General features: G+C 61.4%; 11 protein-coding genes. All 11 read right to left on the bottom strand.

Annotation, left to right across the window (positions count from 1 at the left end):
- Nucleotides 1-1,197 (bottom strand): acyl-CoA dehydrogenase family protein, encoded by a 1,197-nt coding sequence (locus H4W29_RS26925; protein WP_192731873.1) that lies wholly within the window; start codon nucleotides 1,195-1,197, stop codon nucleotides 1-3.
- Entirely contained in the window at nucleotides 1,197-2,300 is a 1,104-nt protein-coding gene (locus H4W29_RS26920) for an LLM class flavin-dependent oxidoreductase (protein WP_192731872.1), read from the bottom strand. The genes H4W29_RS26925 and H4W29_RS26920 overlap by 1 nt, the downstream gene beginning before the upstream one ends.
- 138 nt (nucleotides 2,301-2,438) lie before the next feature.
- Complete coding sequence (locus tag H4W29_RS26915; protein ID WP_192731871.1) at nucleotides 2,439-3,530, bottom strand: LLM class flavin-dependent oxidoreductase; 1,092 nt, start codon at nucleotides 3,528-3,530, stop codon at nucleotides 2,439-2,441.
- Complete coding sequence (locus H4W29_RS26910; protein WP_192731870.1) at nucleotides 3,527-5,230, bottom strand: dipeptide ABC transporter ATP-binding protein; 1,704 nt, start codon at nucleotides 5,228-5,230, stop codon at nucleotides 3,527-3,529. The genes H4W29_RS26915 and H4W29_RS26910 overlap by 4 nt, the downstream gene beginning before the upstream one ends.
- A complete protein-coding gene (locus H4W29_RS26905) occupies nucleotides 5,209-6,057 on the bottom strand; it encodes an ABC transporter permease (protein ID WP_192731869.1) in 849 nt (282 codons plus the stop codon). Before H4W29_RS26905 ends, H4W29_RS26910 begins: the two co-directional genes overlap by 22 nt.
- The gene (locus tag H4W29_RS26900) at nucleotides 6,054-7,064 is read right to left on the bottom strand and encodes an ABC transporter permease (RefSeq protein ID WP_192731868.1); all 1,011 of its coding nucleotides are present in this window, start codon (nucleotides 7,062-7,064) and stop codon (nucleotides 6,054-6,056) included. Before H4W29_RS26900 ends, H4W29_RS26905 begins: the two co-directional genes overlap by 4 nt.
- A 32-nt stretch (nucleotides 7,065-7,096) precedes the next feature.
- Nucleotides 7,097-8,749, bottom strand: a complete 1,653-nt coding sequence (locus H4W29_RS26895; protein ID WP_192731867.1) for an ABC transporter substrate-binding protein — start codon at nucleotides 8,747-8,749, stop codon at nucleotides 7,097-7,099.
- A 186-nt stretch (nucleotides 8,750-8,935) separates the two neighbouring features.
- Nucleotides 8,936-11,236, bottom strand: a complete 2,301-nt coding sequence (locus H4W29_RS26890) for a molybdopterin guanine dinucleotide-containing S/N-oxide reductase (protein WP_192731866.1) — start codon at nucleotides 11,234-11,236, stop codon at nucleotides 8,936-8,938.
- Nucleotides 11,237-11,279: 43 nt separating this feature from the next.
- Entirely contained in the window at nucleotides 11,280-12,656 is a 1,377-nt protein-coding gene (locus tag H4W29_RS26885) for an FAD-binding oxidoreductase (protein ID WP_192731865.1), read from the bottom strand.
- Nucleotides 12,657-12,744: 88 nt separating this feature from the next.
- A complete protein-coding gene (locus H4W29_RS26880; RefSeq protein ID WP_192731864.1) occupies nucleotides 12,745-13,347 on the bottom strand; it encodes a 2-hydroxychromene-2-carboxylate isomerase in 603 nt (200 codons plus the stop codon).
- Nucleotides 13,344-13,928: a TetR/AcrR family transcriptional regulator gene (locus H4W29_RS26875; RefSeq protein WP_192731863.1), complete on the bottom strand. Its 585-nt coding sequence runs from the start codon at nucleotides 13,926-13,928 to the stop codon at nucleotides 13,344-13,346. The genes H4W29_RS26880 and H4W29_RS26875 overlap by 4 nt, the downstream gene beginning before the upstream one ends.
- Between the last annotated feature and the right edge of the window lie 610 nt (nucleotides 13,929-14,538).

The raw sequence follows: 14,538 nt of genomic DNA, 5'->3' as shown, positions 1-14,538 counted from the left end.
TCAGGCCGTTTTCAATACGGTGAGATTGAGCGGAGGAGCCGACGGCGCTTCCTTTTCGCTTTTCCAACGTTCGAAGGCGGCACGCCCGAGAATGGAGATGGACGTGTCTTCCTGCGGGGCATGGACGAGCACCGACTGAATGTCCCGGAAATGGCGCTCCAGTCCCAGTTCGCTCCCGAGGCCGGGATTGCCGATGCCGCGCACGGCGATATGCACGGCGTCGCGCAGTTGCCGCCCCGCAAGCAGCCGGGCCCGAATGTGCTTTTCTGCCTCGGCTTGCTTGTCCTTCAGCGCATCGAAAATGATCTGCCGGGCGCCGGAGACAAGAAGGTCGATTTCGCCGGAGAGCGTCACGAAGCGCTCGGTTCGAGCGATCGGATGGCCAAGGTTGGTCGGCACACGCTCGTGAGCAAAGCGGATGAACGCCTCTTGTGCTGCTTCGGCCACGCCGAGATAGAGCGCGGTGAGCGCCAGCGTGATCGCCGCATGCGCACGGTTGTCCTGCTGCGCAACGGATGGATCGACCAGATCGATGACATTCTCTAAGGGGATCTCCACATCGGTGTATTCGACGTCGTGGGAGCCGGAGGCACGCATGCCAAGGCTGTTCCAATTCTCGATGACTCGAATGCCCGGAAGCTTGTTCGGAACAACGAATGTTCCGACCCGGGCGGGTGTTTCATCAGTGTGTGCCCAGACCAGGAAGTGGGTCAGTCCGTGCGCGCCGGTGACGAAGCGCTTAGCCCCGGTGATCGACCAACCGGATGCGGTGCGGCGGGCAACCGTCGCTGGCAGGCCGCCACGGGCGGGCGAGCCGAGTTCCGGCTCGACACGCGCAGCGTTGAGCAGCAGCGGATGCTGCTTGGCCTTAGCAAGCAGGCGCTTGTAGAGGTCCTCGGGCCAGTGACTTTTGGTCGCCTGGCCTAGGTGATTGAAGATCGTCATGGCGCTGATCAACGCGACCGATGGATCACCGCGGCCGAGAGCCGCAAGGATCGTTGCAGCCTCGTGGAGCGTTGCGCCAGCGCCGCCATATCGCGAAGCGACGGTACTCTCGAGCAGGCCGCTTTGATGAACCGCCCGAATGCCGGTCCAGGGAAAATTCCCCGTTCGGTCCGCCTCGGGAGCTGCATCCGCGAGAGCGCTGCTCGTTGCGCTCAGCAGACTCGGATCGAAAACCGTGTCGCGCCCGCTCATCAGGCGGCGGCCTTCTTCTTTGCCTCCTCCCGCTCGCGTATGCCTTCGCGAACGAGGGGAAGAATATAGCGACCGTAGTCGACGGCATCGTTGAAGTTGTCGTAGCCACGAATGGAGATGAGATCGCAGCCGAGATCGATATAGTCGAGGATCGAATCGGCGATCGTGCGCGGCGATCCGACCAGCGCGGTGGTGGCGCCGGAGGCATTGGTCGCCGTGACCGTCGGATACCACAGCGCACGATCGTGAACGTCGCCGCGTGCAGCGATATCGAGGAGACGCTGGGATCCGACATTAGCGGGGCGAGGGGCGGAGGGCGGCGCACGATGCAGACCCTTTTCCCGGTTGTTCTTGAGCTGGTCGAGCACCCGGTGGGCCTTTTCCCAAGCCAGTTCGTCGGTTTCGGCAACGATCGGTCGGAACGTCACCCAGATCCGTGGCCGGTCCGTCCTGCCTGCCTTTGTCGCCTCGGCGTAGATGCGTTCGATCTGCTGCTTGGTTTCCGCCAACGGTTCGCCCCACAGACCGAAGATGTCGCAGAGAGAGCCGCCGATCCGGTAGGCCGCGTCCGACGAGCCGCCGAGCGAGATCGGGATCAGCCCGCGCGTCGGACGAACGGCGCTCCGGAACTGCTTGAACTGGTAATATTTGCCATCGAAATCGAAGGTCTCGGTCGAGCTCCATGCGAGGCGCAGGATACGGATATATTCTTCCTGCCGCTCGTAGCGCTGCTCCTTGCTGAGGAAGTCGCCTTCGCGCGCCTGCTCGTCATCGCTGCCACCGGCAATGAAGTGGACCACGACGCGGCCGCCGCTCAATTGATCAAGGGTGGCGAGCGATTTGGCAGCAACCGTTGGGTAGACGGTATTTGGCCGCAGCGCGACGATGATCTTGATGGCCTTTGTATGCGCCAGAACGGTCGCACCAATCGTGAACGGGTCGAACGACGAAGACGAGTAAGGGATCAGCGTATAGTTGAAGCCATAGTCATCGAGGGCGCGCGCGTAGCGTTCAAGATAAAGAGGATCGACCGGAGCGTCCGGGATGGGATTGAGGTCGTTCGAGGGGTTGGGAAAACTGACGCTGATGAATTCCGCGGACATGGGAGCTCCTCTGATTGTCGATGGTGATCAAAGCTAGGCGGCGGATGGAGATTAAGGAAGACAGGTCTTTCTATTTCTACTGAATCTATAGAAAATATCTCTACTGCGCGATTGCCGGGTTAAAGATCAGGCGTTGTTTCACCAGTCCGGCGACCAGCCAAGGCTCGGGCTGATGGTCCCGGCGAGGTCGGTCAGGAGCTTGATGTTCTCGGCCAGGCCGAAGGCCGGCGGCAGGAAGAGTACGATCTCGTCGGCCGCAGCGAGCCCGGGATCACTCAGCACTGCCTCGATCACCTGATCCGGTGTGCCGTGGAAGACCGGCGAGATCTGGCTTCCCGGCGGTTGGTTGGTCCGCGAGCTCGGCTCAAGAGCGCCTTTCGGCCTCGATGCGGCGATACCCTGAGTACGGCGCTCAAGATCATAGGCTGCGTATTTCTCCCGCAGTTCCGGCGTCGTGCCAACCAGGAGCGAAGCCGCCACGGCGACGGGCGGCGGCTCGCTTGTCCACTGCTTCCGCCAGTTGGCGCGGAATGCCTCGATGCAACGGGCCTGGTAGCTTCCGAAGCTCTCGCCCTCGGCGTGGTCGTGCTGTACGGTTCCGGCGATCAGGCCGATGCCGAGTTCGGCGGCCTGGATCGCGGACCCGAGGCTGGCGGAACCTTGACGGATGCGCGAGCGAAGCGTCGGACTGTGCGGTGTCACCCTCAACTGGCTGCCTTCCGCGGCACCCTGGCCGGGTTCTGCGACGGTGTGCAGAACTTCGCCTGCGACCGCGGAAAGAAAACGGGCCTGACGACGCTTGGCTTCCGTCCGGGCATCGGTTTCGACCGTGCCGAACACGGCATCGAAGGCGGCGTTGGAGCCGGTCGAAATCGCCAGTTCCAGCCTGCCGCCGATCAAGAGATCTGTCGTGCCTGCGGCTTCCGCCAGCAGGATGGGATCCTGATAGCGCATCGGAATGACGGCCGAGCCCAGCACGATATGGCTGGTATGCTGGCCGGCTGCGGCAAAGAAGGGGAGCGGCGAGGACAGATAATGGTCGAAATGGCGTTGATAGGCCCAACCCGACTGGTAGCCCAGACGTTCTGCCGCCTTGAAAAGCTCGATGCCTTCTCGCAGGCCGTGGGCGGGGCCGGCTTCATCGTTGAACGAGACGCGCGTGTTGAACCCGAGCCGCTTCTTCGGACGGAATGACGCGGACGGTGCCGAAGCGGGGGCGATGACGGTCATGCGATCTTTTCCTCATTGAAGTTCTGCCGCTGCTGCAGAGGCTGGGTTCGCGCAAAACGCGGGGTCCCTAATGGGATCGATTCCAGCAGCGAGCGGGTGTAGGGCTGGCGGGGCGTCTCGAAGATCTCTCCGACAGTACCGTGCTCGACGATACAGCCGCGCTGCATGACCGAGACCGTGTGGGCAAGCTGGCGCACGAGCGCCAGATCATGCGACACGAAGATATAGGTGAGGCCGAGCTTGACCTGCAGCGACAGGAGTACTTCGACGAGATCGGCCTGAACGGTGACGTCGAGCGCGGAGGTAGGCTCGTCAAGCACGATCACCTCCGGTTTCAGGACAAGCGACCGGGCAATGGCAACGCGCTGGCGCTGGCCACCCGACAAGGCGGCGGGCTTGCGGGACAAGAGATGCTCGGCCAGCCCGACGTCTGCGAGTGCCTTGCGCACTGCGGTTACCCGCTCCTGAGGCGTGCCTATCTTGAAGCGGTCCAGCGGCTCACGCACGAGTTTCTCGACGGTCCAGGTCGGGTCAAGGGACGTGAACGGGTTCTGATAGACAAGCTGCAGGTGCCGCCAGACAGAACGAAGTTGCTCGGGGGAGCGACCGTTCACCTGTTCGCCACCAACGGCGATCATTCCGGTATCGGGCTGTTCCAACCCGAGCAGAAGCCGGATTGCTGTCGTCTTACCTGATCCGGATTCCCCGACAAGTGCATGCGTCGTGCCAGCCTGAACCTCGAACGAGACGTCATTGACGGCCGTCAGCACCTTGCCATCGACGGTGAAGCTCTTCGTTACGCCGCTTACCTCGATCTTCGGGGGCTTCTCGCGGCTCGGGACAAGAAGCCGGAAGCCAGGCTCTCGCAATGGCCGGTAACGGTCCGGGTTGAGCGCCGGCACATCGCCATGGAGCTTTCTGGCGTAGGACGAGGAAGGGGCGGAGAATACCGCAGCGGTACTGCCGGCTTCCTGGATGGCGCCGTCCTTAAGGACCACAATGGAATCCGCGCGCTCGGCTGCGATCGCCAGATCATGGGTGATCAGGAGAAGGCTGATTTGCAGTTCCGCCTGCAGCTTCGACAGGAGGTCGAGAATGCGCTTCTGGATCGTCACATCAAGTGCGGAGGTCGGCTCGTCAGCGACAAGCAGCGACGGTCGCGGCAGAACGGCGAGCCCGATCAGGACCCGCTGGAGCATACCGCCGGAGAGCTGGTGAGGGTAGGAGTCGTAGACACGCTGCGGATTGTCGAGTCCCACCTGTGCGAACGTCTCCAGAATGATCGCCTTGCGTGCCGCCTTGTCCGATGGGTCCAGCAGTGCCGCGGCTTCTAACGCCTGCGCGCCGATCGTGCGAACCGGGTTCAGGGAGTTGCCCGGATCCTGCGGCACGAAGCCGATCCTGCGCCCCCTGAATGGGCGGAAGCGGCGCTCAGGAAGCCCCAGGACTTCCTGGTCATCGAATTCGAGGCGGCCGGTGGCATGTCCCGTTGCGGGAAGCAGCCGCAGGACGGCGCGGGCGATGGTGGATTTGCCAGATCCGGATTCGCCGATGAGCGCCAGACTTTTGCCGCGTCCAAGCTTGAAGCCGACATTGCTCACGACCCTGTGGGTGCCGTAGGCCACCGACAATCCCTCAGCCCGTAGTAACGGGGCAGTTGGGCGATTCAAAAACGTGGTCAGTCTGTCTTGCGGAGCCATCGGCTGATCCTGTTTACAGAGAGAACGGTTGTGATCGTGACGAGGGCCGGGGCGTAAACCAGCCACGGCCATTTGAGGTAATCCTTGCCGATCGAGATCATCAGGCCCCAGTCGGAGGCGGGCGGCGGGTCCCCATAGCCAAGGAAGGCAAGGCTGGCGATCACCAGAATGGAATCGCCGAATTGCAAGACGGCAAGCGGCAGCACCGATCGCGATGCGTTCGGAAGCACGTGGCGCCACAGAATGTGCCAGCGCGATCCGCCAAGCAGAAAGGACGACTCAACGAATGTTGCAGCCCGTGTCTTGATGACTTCGGAGCGCATGACCCGGGCAAAAAGGGCGACGGCGGAGACGCCTGTCGCGATTGCCGCGTTGGTCGTGTCAAAGCCGATGGCAGTGACGACGATGACGGCCAGCAGGAATTTAGGGATTGCCAGCAGGACATCGACGAGGCGGGCAAAGACAGTGTCGACCCAGCCGCCGAAGAAGCCGGCCAGCAGTCCGATAATTCCTCCGGCGAAAACGCCGATCACGACCGCGATCAGCGCGCTCGCCACGGATGAGGCCGTGCCATAAACGACGCGGGCGTAGAGGTCGCGGCCGAGATGATCGGTGCCGAACCAATGTGCCGCACTGGGGCCAAGCAGCTTTTGGGCGGGAGTGCCGTTTACCGGATCGTAGCCGGTGAACAGGCCAGGCGCCAAGGACCAGGCTATCGCCAGGGCGACGACCAGGAACGACAGGATGACGATCGGCGGCACGCGCAGGCCCGTCAGGCGGCCGATCAGCGTCACACGCGGGGTGGAAGAAAGCGAGGCGAGCGTCATGGGGTTACCGCCTTGGAGATGGGGAGAGAGCTGTCATCTGCGGCCGTCGGGCGACGCTGCTGCGTGCCGAGGAGTTTTACGCGCGGATCGAGCAGCGGGTAGGTCAGGTCGGCGATCAGGTTGACAACGACGAAGACGACGGCGGCGAGCGAAACGACCGCCTGCAGGACCGGCAGGTCCTGAGTGCTGACCGACCGTTGCACCAGGCTGCCAAGCCCATTCCGGCCAAACACGGCCTCGGTGATCAGCGACCCGCCGAGCAATTCGCCGATCGTAAGAGCGACGACGGTGATGACGGGCAGCGATGACGGCTTCAGCAGGTGCATGACGAAGAGCCGCGTTCGGCCAAGTCCCCGGCCGCGCGCGACGGCGGCGTAGTCCTGGCCGGACTCATGGTCGAGATTGGCGACCAGGACTTCGGCAATCTGCGCCGAGATCGGAATGCCAAGCGCAATCGCTGCGAAAAGCGTTGCCCAGAAGCTGTCGGGCTCGATGACGCGAAAGACGCCAAGTTGGAAACCGAAGAGGTGGATCAACACCAGGCCGATCACGAAGTTCGGAACCGACAGGAACAGCGAGGGAAAGCCGCGCAGCAAGCCCTGGCCGAACCGCCGGGGCAGAAACTGGGTGCCGTAAGCGATGATCGCTGCCAAGAAAAGTGCAACCGCGAGGCCCGCCGAGGCAAGCACGAGCGTCGATGGCAGAACCTCGCCGATCAGCGTCGCCACCGGCCGGTTGGTGCGCATCGACAGGCCGAGATCGCCGGTCACGAAGCCGGAAAAGGCGTTCCAGAGCTGCACGGATATCGGTTTGTCCAGGCCCTGCGCAGCGATGATCTCCTTGATCTCATCCGGCGTGAAGCCGTTCTGAGGGTTGTTCAGGACGTTGGTGATCGGATCGCCAGGCAGGATGCTAACGACGACAAAGGTGAAGACATAAGACAGCAGGATCACGACGATCGCCTGCAGGAGCCGCTTTCCGGCGTAGTCGAAATAGGCTTTGCTCATGCCCATCACCTCTGTGTCTGTTGAATGGCCGGCTATTCGCTCTTCGTCGCCGTGTAGTAGCTGGCATAGGCGACGCCGTTGTAGACCTCGCCCTTGAGCTTCGGCGACTGCACGTAGATGCGCTGGACGATCTGCGTTCGCGGAATGAAATAGCCCTGGTCGAGGACATATTTCTGCAGCTCGTCGAGAAGTGGCTTGCGAGCGTCGATCGAGCCGGCGCCGGCGATCTTGTCGCGCAGGTCGTTAAGGGCCTTGTCGCTCTCATCGAGCGCAAACCAGTTCTCGCCATTGTTGGCGTTGGTCAAAATGCTGGCGACGGTGCCAGCGTCGATGAAGGAGCGGGTCACCTCGTAGGCCGGCACTCCGGCGCCGCCATATTTGACCTTCTGGCCATAAGTGACGACATCATAGGCACGGATATCGACCTTCCAGCCGATCTTGCCGAGCTGCTGCGAAATCAGTTCGTCGATCGATTTCGATGTCGCGAGGTAGGGATTCGAGTTCAGCGTCAGCGACAGCGGCTTGCCGTCCTTGACGCGGATGCCATTCGAGCCCTTCTTCCATCCTGCCTCGTCGAGGAGTTTCTCCGCCTTTTCAGGATTGTAGGCCAGCAGCGCGCTCTGGTCTGTCGCGCCCGGAACGTTGCTCTGGATGAAGGACGTCGCGAGCTTCCAGTCGGGGGTATAGACGGTGTCGACGATCTCCTGGCGATTGATGCCTGCCTGAAGCGCCTGGCGAACCTTCACGTCGTCATAAGGGGCAAGTTTGGTGTTGATCGCCCAGCCGTTGACGAAGCCGAGATAGCGGGGTGTGGCGACCGTCAGGCCTTCCGACTTCAGGGACTCGAGCTCCTGAGGAGATGCATTATAGGCGACGTCGGCCTGGCCGGACTGCACTGCCGCAACCCGCAGCGACGGTTCCGACACGAGCTTGTAGGTGATCGTATCAAGATGGGCGGGACCGGTCTGGCCGACTGCCGCAGGCCCCCAGTTGTAATCCTGGCGCTTGACAAGCTTGACGTAGTCGCCTTCCTTCCAGGACTCGACGACATAGGGACCGCTGCCCGAGGTCTTGCCAAGATCCGCCTGGGCGCTCGCCGGCGACGCGAGGGTCTTCGGAGAGATCAGGATCGAGCCGTGGTAGCCGAGCGTCGGGATGAAGCCGAGGGTGGGTTTCTTGAAGAAGACCTTCACCGTCGTCGCATCGACGGCTTCGGCATGATCATAGGTCTTCGGGAAAAGGCCGATCGGGTTGATACCCTCGCTCTTGCGGCCGGCATACCAGATGTCGAGATTTGCGACGACGGCTGGCGCATCGAGCGGGCTGCCATCGGAGAAGGTCACGCCGGTCTTCAGATGCAGGGTGAATTCGGTCGCATTGTCGTTCTGCTCCCAGCGCTCGGCGATCCAGGGGCTGACCTTGCCGTCGGCATCGACATAAAGAAGCTTGTCGGTGACATGGCCCCAGATATGGCCCTGAAAGCTTGAGATCGCGCTGTTGTTGGGGATCCAGGTGTCCCCGAGGGAGTCGATCAGGAAGACGACATCTCCGCCATCATGGGCTCCGTCCTCACCCAATGCCGGGGTTACACCCGCTGTTGCGACCAGAGCGGCAAATGCCAATGCAGAGGTGGCGGTCAGCAGACGACGCCGGGAAAAATGCAGGTGGAAAGAGCGGTCGTTCATGAAGCGGTCCTGTTTGGTTGCCGGAATGATTGCAAACAGGAGCCTATGTGAGCAGATCGATTTCGAGAAAGACTGGTTGTTCTTTTTCTACCAAATTTGTAGATTATTTTATCAGCGCAATCTGAAACACGAGGATCAGGATTTCCAACGCTTGATCATCCAGCAGCGTGAGTACTCGCCGCCATTCTATCCGCCGGTAAACGTCATCCCTTCGAGAATGCGCACGGGCGGCAGTTCGCCGGTAAACCGCTCGACGTTGACCCTCGTCAGCTGTCCTGTGCAGGCCTGGGCAAGCTGCGATGTGCCGGCATCGCGGGTCAGGATGTTGGGATTGCCATGAATGCACATGGCCATCTCGGCATCCGCATTATCAGGCTCGAACCACGCGCCGGTGGCAAGCTGCATCACGCCAGGCCTTACATCCGCACTGATCACGGCAGCCGCCAGGCAACTGCCGCGCGCGTTGAACAGTCTGACGATGTCCCGGTCCGAAATGCCGCGTTCGGCCGCATCGGCAGGGTTGATGCGGACCGGCTCCCGGCCGTCGATCTTGGTCGAACGGCTGAAGTCACCATAGTCCAGCTGGCTGTGAAGGCGCGAATAAGGCTGATTGCAGACGAGATAGAGGGGGTAGTGGCTTTCCGCAGCCATTGCGTCCTCATCCGGTGCATACCATCGCGGATGACCGCGGCAATCCTCATAACCAAAACCTTCGATCGTCTCCGAGAATATCTCGATCTTGCCTGATGGTGTCGGCAGGGGATTTGTGTCCGGATCATCCCTGAAAACGCGAGCAGGTCCACCATCGTCCGGCCTAAGCGGAAGCCGCAATTCACCCCGATCCCAGAAGGTCTCAAAATCCGGCGCCGGATGACTGTCGGCGGCGAGCGCGTGCCGTGTCGTTTCGAAGAGAAAGGCGAGCCACTCACGGGTCGACCGGTTTTCGGTGAACGCTTCGCGCTTGCCGAGGCGCTCTGCGATATCAGCGAAAATCTCATAGTCGTCGCGTGCTTCGCCAACCGGTTCGATCAGCTTCTTCATGGCGAGCATCATCGGATCGCGGTCGGCGGCTCCGATGTCGTCGCGTTCGAGCGTGGTGGTTGCCGGCAGGACGATATCGGCGTGGCGTGCCGAGGACGTCCATGCCGTCTCGTGCACGATGATCGTCTCCGGCCTCTTGAACGCCTGGCGAAGCCCGTTGAGGTCCTGATGGTGATGGAACGGGTTGCCGCCAGCCCAATAGACGAGGCGGATGTTCGGATAGTGCAAAGCATGACCATTGTAGTGGAACGGGCCGCCAGGGTTGAGCAGCATGTCGGCAATCCGTGCGACGGGAATGAAATCCGGCACCGGATTGTGGAATTGCTTGAGCGTCGGCAGCGGGACGGCGAGCTGGCTTTTGCCGATATTGCCGAGCGCGCCGAGCGAATAGGAAAAGCCGCCACCGTCAAGTCCGATCTGACCCAGCATCGCCGACAGCACGATCCCCATCCAGACCGGCTGCTCGCCGTAATCGGCGCGCTGCAGCGAATGGCTGACGGTAATCAGCGTTCTGGCACTCGCCATGCTCCGCGCCAGATCCACAATCGTCCCGGCAGCGATGCCGCAGATACCGGAGGCCCATTGCGGGCTCTTTTCGACGCCATCCTCGCGGCCCAGCAGATAGTCCTCGAAGCGTGGATAGCCGACCGTATAGCGGTCGAGAAATCTTCTGTCATGCAGCCCCTCGCTGATGAGAACGAAGGCGATCCCGAGCATGAGCGCGACATCGGTTCCAGGGGTGACCGGCAGCCATTCCGCATCGAGATCGGTCGCAATATCATCCTTGAGCGGGCTGATAAGAACGAAGCGTGCGCCCCGTGCGCGTGCACCGCTTAATGCGGGGCGCACGACATGCCGGCTGATGCCACCCCCATGGACATCGGTGTTCTTGACCGCCATGCCGCCGAAGGCAACGATCAACTCGCTGCTGCGCTCGATCGCCTCCCAGGTGACGCTCTTTCGGTCAAAGCTATCGTAAGGGCCGAGCACATGCGGGATGATGACCATCGCCGCGCCCGAACTGTAGGTATTGACCGACCTAACATATCCGCCGAGCACGTTGAGGAAGCGATGGATCTGGCTTTGCGCATGATGAAACCGTCCAGCGCTGGACCAGCCGTACGAGCCGCCGAAGATGGCCCGTGGCCCGGATTCCCCATGAACGCGACGAAGCTCATTGGCGACAAGATCGAGCGCTTCCGGCCAGGTGACTTCGACATAGCCGTCGTTACCGCGCCTCTCCGCATTCTTGGGCTTGCGCTCAAGCCAGCCGCGTCTGACGGCGGGGCGCCGGATGCGGGCGGGGCTATGGGCGATTGCTGGCAGATTGCCGAGCAGGGGAGATGGATGCGGATCGGCCGGATGCGGCTGGATTTCGAGCTTTCCGTCCTGTTGCCGCCCATAGAATGCGCCCCAATGAGAGCTGTGGGTCTTGAAGCCGTCCATTGCATCGTGTCCCGCGACTAGGGTGGAAAGAGATCTCCAACGCTTACCCCGGCAGGATTTTGCCGGGGTTCATGATGCCTTTGGGATCGATGGCATTCTTGATCAGGGCCATCAGCTCGACGGCGTCTCCGTGCTCCTGACGCAGATAGCCGATCTTGCCGGTGCCGACGCCGTGTTCGCCGGTCGACGTGCCACCGACGGAGATTGCATGCTCCACCATCTTCTTGTTGATGGCCGCGACTTCCGCAAGCTCCGCCTTGTTGTCAGGGTCGACCGCGAAGACCACATGATAGTTGCCGTCGCCGACATGCCCGAGAATGGCAGCCGGAACACTGCAGTTCTCCAGCAGCGCGCGCGTCTTGAGAATGCAACCGCTGAGCTCCGACACCGGAACACAGACATCGGATGACCAGCCCCGGGCATTTGGCCGTTGCGAGACCACCGCGTAGAAGGCGTTATGGCGGGCCTTCCAGAGGCGATTTCGCTCTTCCGGTGCATTGGCCCATTCGAAATCCTTGCCACCGTGATCCGTCACGATTTCCGCAACCAGCTCGACCTGCTCCTGAACCGAGACAGGGGATCCGTGGAACTCGAAGGCAAGCGTATCTTCGATCCTGAGGGAGAGGCCGGAATAGGCGTTGGCGGCAGTGATCAAGCTACGGTCCATCAGCTCCATCCTAGCGACTGGGATGGAAAGCTGAACGATCGCGATTGCTGCGCTGACCGCCTGCTCCACGCTCTCGAACGAGCAAAGGGCAGCCGAAATGGTTTCCGGCACGCCCTGGAGCCGCAACGTCACCTCGGTGATGATGCCGAGCGTGCCTTCCGAACCAACGAAGAGGCGGGTAAGATCATACCCCGCAGACGATTTGCGCGCCCGCCCACCTGTCCGGATGACCTTCCCACTCGGCAGCACGACCGTAAGCGACAGCACGTTTTCGCGCATGGTACCGTAACGAACCGCATTGGTGCCCGATGCGCGCGTTGCTGCCATGCCGCCGATCGTGGCGTTGGCACCCGGGTCGATCGGAAAGAACAGGCCCTGGTCGCGCAGATGTGCATTCAGCTGTTCACGCGTGACGCCGGCCTGGACGGTGCAATCGAGATCTTCGGCGCTGACGCGAATGATCTGCGACATCTGGGAAAGGTCGATGGATACACCGCCGTGCACTGCGGTCAGGTGGCCCTCCAGCGAGGTTCCCGCCCCGAAGGCGATCACCGGCACGCCTGCGGCGGAGCAGAGACGGACGGTTTCTACAACATCGTCCGTGCTCTGTGCGAACACCACGGCATCCGGTATTGCCTGCGCATGATGGGATTCACCGTGGCCATGCTGTTCACGCAGCGCCTGCGAAATCGAGAAGCGGTTGCCGAATGTCGATAGCAGCTGATTGGATAGCTCGGCCGATAGGGCGCCCATTTATCAGTTCCTTTGTCAGCGGTGCCGGTGGCGGGAGAAATCTCGCCAAGTGTAGACGCAGCGCGTCTTCGCCAAGCCGCTTACGGTGTCAGACGGCGATCTTCTCGCCATTCAGATGGCGCTCCAGGAACGGCAGGCTGTCCTGTCCCCAGTAGAGCTCGTCCTCATATCGAAACGTCGGGAGGCCGAAGATGCCGGCGCTCTTGGCAGCTTCGATGTTGGATCGCCAGACTGACTGGATCGCCTCCGACTGGGCTCGTTCTTCGAGCCTTGCTCCATCGAAGCCTGCCTTTTCGGCTATCGCCTGGCGGACTTCGCTTCGGCCAATATCATCGCCATTCGTCCAGAAGGCGGCCTGGAGGGCGCGCGTCAGCTTGAGCCAGTCCAAGCCATCCTCGATGGCGGCAATGACCATGAAGCCCGCGGGAGTCGGATCGGAAAGGGCAGCGCGATTTTCGAAGTTGAGCGTCTTGCCGCGCAATGCCGCCCAGCGCTTCAGGTCCTTGGTCCAGTAGGCGCGCCGCGCCTCGGGCCTGTTGCGGGAGTAGATGCCGCCGTTGTCCTCTATCACCGAGATGGCGTGCGGACGGATCGAGACCCCATGCCTTTGTGCAAGTTCCGAAAAGGCATCGAGACCGATGAAGGACCACGGCGAACCGATGCCGAAGAAGTAGTCAATTGTCTTTGTCATGCTATGCGCTTCTCAGCCCTCTTGATCAGCGAAAGTGCGGCGTCGAAGACGAAAAGGGCGCAGTCTCTGGCGGTCAGCACAGCCCGGGGATCGCGGCCGACGGCCACTGTCGCCAGTGCGCCTTCGTATAGAAGGGAAAGATGAGCGGCCGGCTGACCTGTCTCTACGCCCGCTCTTGCCATGAGCGCGGCAAACATCTGGCTCACCGTTGCCTTGTGAGCGCGCGCGACAGCGACGACACGTTCTGAATCGCCGTGCTCGGCGACTGCAAGAGCAAATGCGCACCCTCGAAATTCAGGGCTATCTGCCTTCTCGTGCAAACGTTCGAAGATCAGCTTCAGCTGATCGCGCGGATCTGGTGCCTCGTCGAGGACGGTTTCGAGAGAGCTGATGACCCGCTCATGGCGGTCCTGAAGATAGGCCGCAACGAGATGATCCTTGGATGGAAAATGCCGGTAAAGCGTCGCCTTGGCGACATTCGTTTCGTAGACGATGCGATCAATGCCAACAGCGCGGATACCCTCCCGATAGAAGAGCGCGCCGGCTGAAGTGAGGATGTGATCTGAAATGGAAGCTTTCATAACTTTCTGGCTTGAAATCACTTGATTGGGCGCTGAGCCGGGGGCGTCTTTGTCTCTCTTCTAAATCGACCTTTAATGGGGAGAAAGACAGGTCATTCCCCTTCTGGGGTCGCTCAAAGAATTTTTTTCCAAGTCGGAGATCGTGCGGATGTGCGAGGGATGTGGGCTTCGCTTGCCAATCGTGCGACGGGAATAAGTTGTCGCCATGCCGCCCCGGTCTCTATTCGGGAACACGGACTTTGCGGTCAAGGCGGCCTCGAAGGCCGAAAAGCTGCGTCAGGCGATCTTTCCCTTGTTGCCTACAATCTGGCTGCCGGCCGGCTGGTTCACCCGCTGTCGGTCCGCCCAAATTTTTTTCACGCCGGCCGACACGGTCGAAAATCCACCGATTGCGAGTGCATGGGAATGGTTGATGGCTGAAGCGAAAGTCACCCCCGCTGGGACCAAGGTCCTTTCCAGCCCGGCGGGCGAGTCGGGTGACGACTCGGAAAGGCACGTTGGCGCGCCCGTGATTAAATTGAAATCGTTTGTATGCTTCTTCTATAGACTACAACGATAATTATCTTCGTGAGCCTTCTGCGTGGAGTAATTTCAGACGCGAGTGAGCGGC

Origin of the sequence: Rhizobium viscosum, from assembly GCF_014873945.1 — a bacterium.
Classification (GTDB): Bacteria; Pseudomonadota; Alphaproteobacteria; order Rhizobiales; family Rhizobiaceae; genus Rhizobium; species Rhizobium viscosum.
This window is presented reverse-complemented; position numbering and strand designations above follow the sequence as displayed.

What these genes read in the sequence shown, in the direction of transcription:
- H4W29_RS26925 (WP_192731873.1), bottom strand. Translation starts at nt 1,197, where the DNA reads ATGAGCGGGCGCGACACGGTTTTCGATCCGAGTCTGCTGAGCGCAACG.
- H4W29_RS26920 (WP_192731872.1), bottom strand. Translation starts at nt 2,300, where the DNA reads ATGTCCGCGGAATTCATCAGCGTCAGTTTTCCCAACCCCTCGAACGAC.
- H4W29_RS26915 (WP_192731871.1), bottom strand. Translation starts at nt 3,530, where the DNA reads ATGACCGTCATCGCCCCCGCTTCGGCACCGTCCGCGTCATTCCGTCCG.
- H4W29_RS26910 (WP_192731870.1), bottom strand. Translation starts at nt 5,230, where the DNA reads ATGGCTCCGCAAGACAGACTGACCACGTTTTTGAATCGCCCAACTGCC.
- H4W29_RS26905 (WP_192731869.1), bottom strand. Translation starts at nt 6,057, where the DNA reads ATGACGCTCGCCTCGCTTTCTTCCACCCCGCGTGTGACGCTGATCGGC.
- H4W29_RS26900 (WP_192731868.1), bottom strand. Translation starts at nt 7,064, where the DNA reads ATGAGCAAAGCCTATTTCGACTACGCCGGAAAGCGGCTCCTGCAGGCG.
- H4W29_RS26895 (WP_192731867.1), bottom strand. Translation starts at nt 8,749, where the DNA reads ATGAACGACCGCTCTTTCCACCTGCATTTTTCCCGGCGTCGTCTGCTG.
- H4W29_RS26890 (WP_192731866.1), bottom strand. Translation starts at nt 11,236, where the DNA reads ATGGACGGCTTCAAGACCCACAGCTCTCATTGGGGCGCATTCTATGGG.
- H4W29_RS26885 (WP_192731865.1), bottom strand. Translation starts at nt 12,656, where the DNA reads ATGGGCGCCCTATCGGCCGAGCTATCCAATCAGCTGCTATCGACATTC.
- H4W29_RS26880 (WP_192731864.1), bottom strand. Translation starts at nt 13,347, where the DNA reads ATGACAAAGACAATTGACTACTTCTTCGGCATCGGTTCGCCGTGGTCC.
- H4W29_RS26875 (WP_192731863.1), bottom strand. Translation starts at nt 13,928, where the DNA reads ATGAAAGCTTCCATTTCAGATCACATCCTCACTTCAGCCGGCGCGCTC.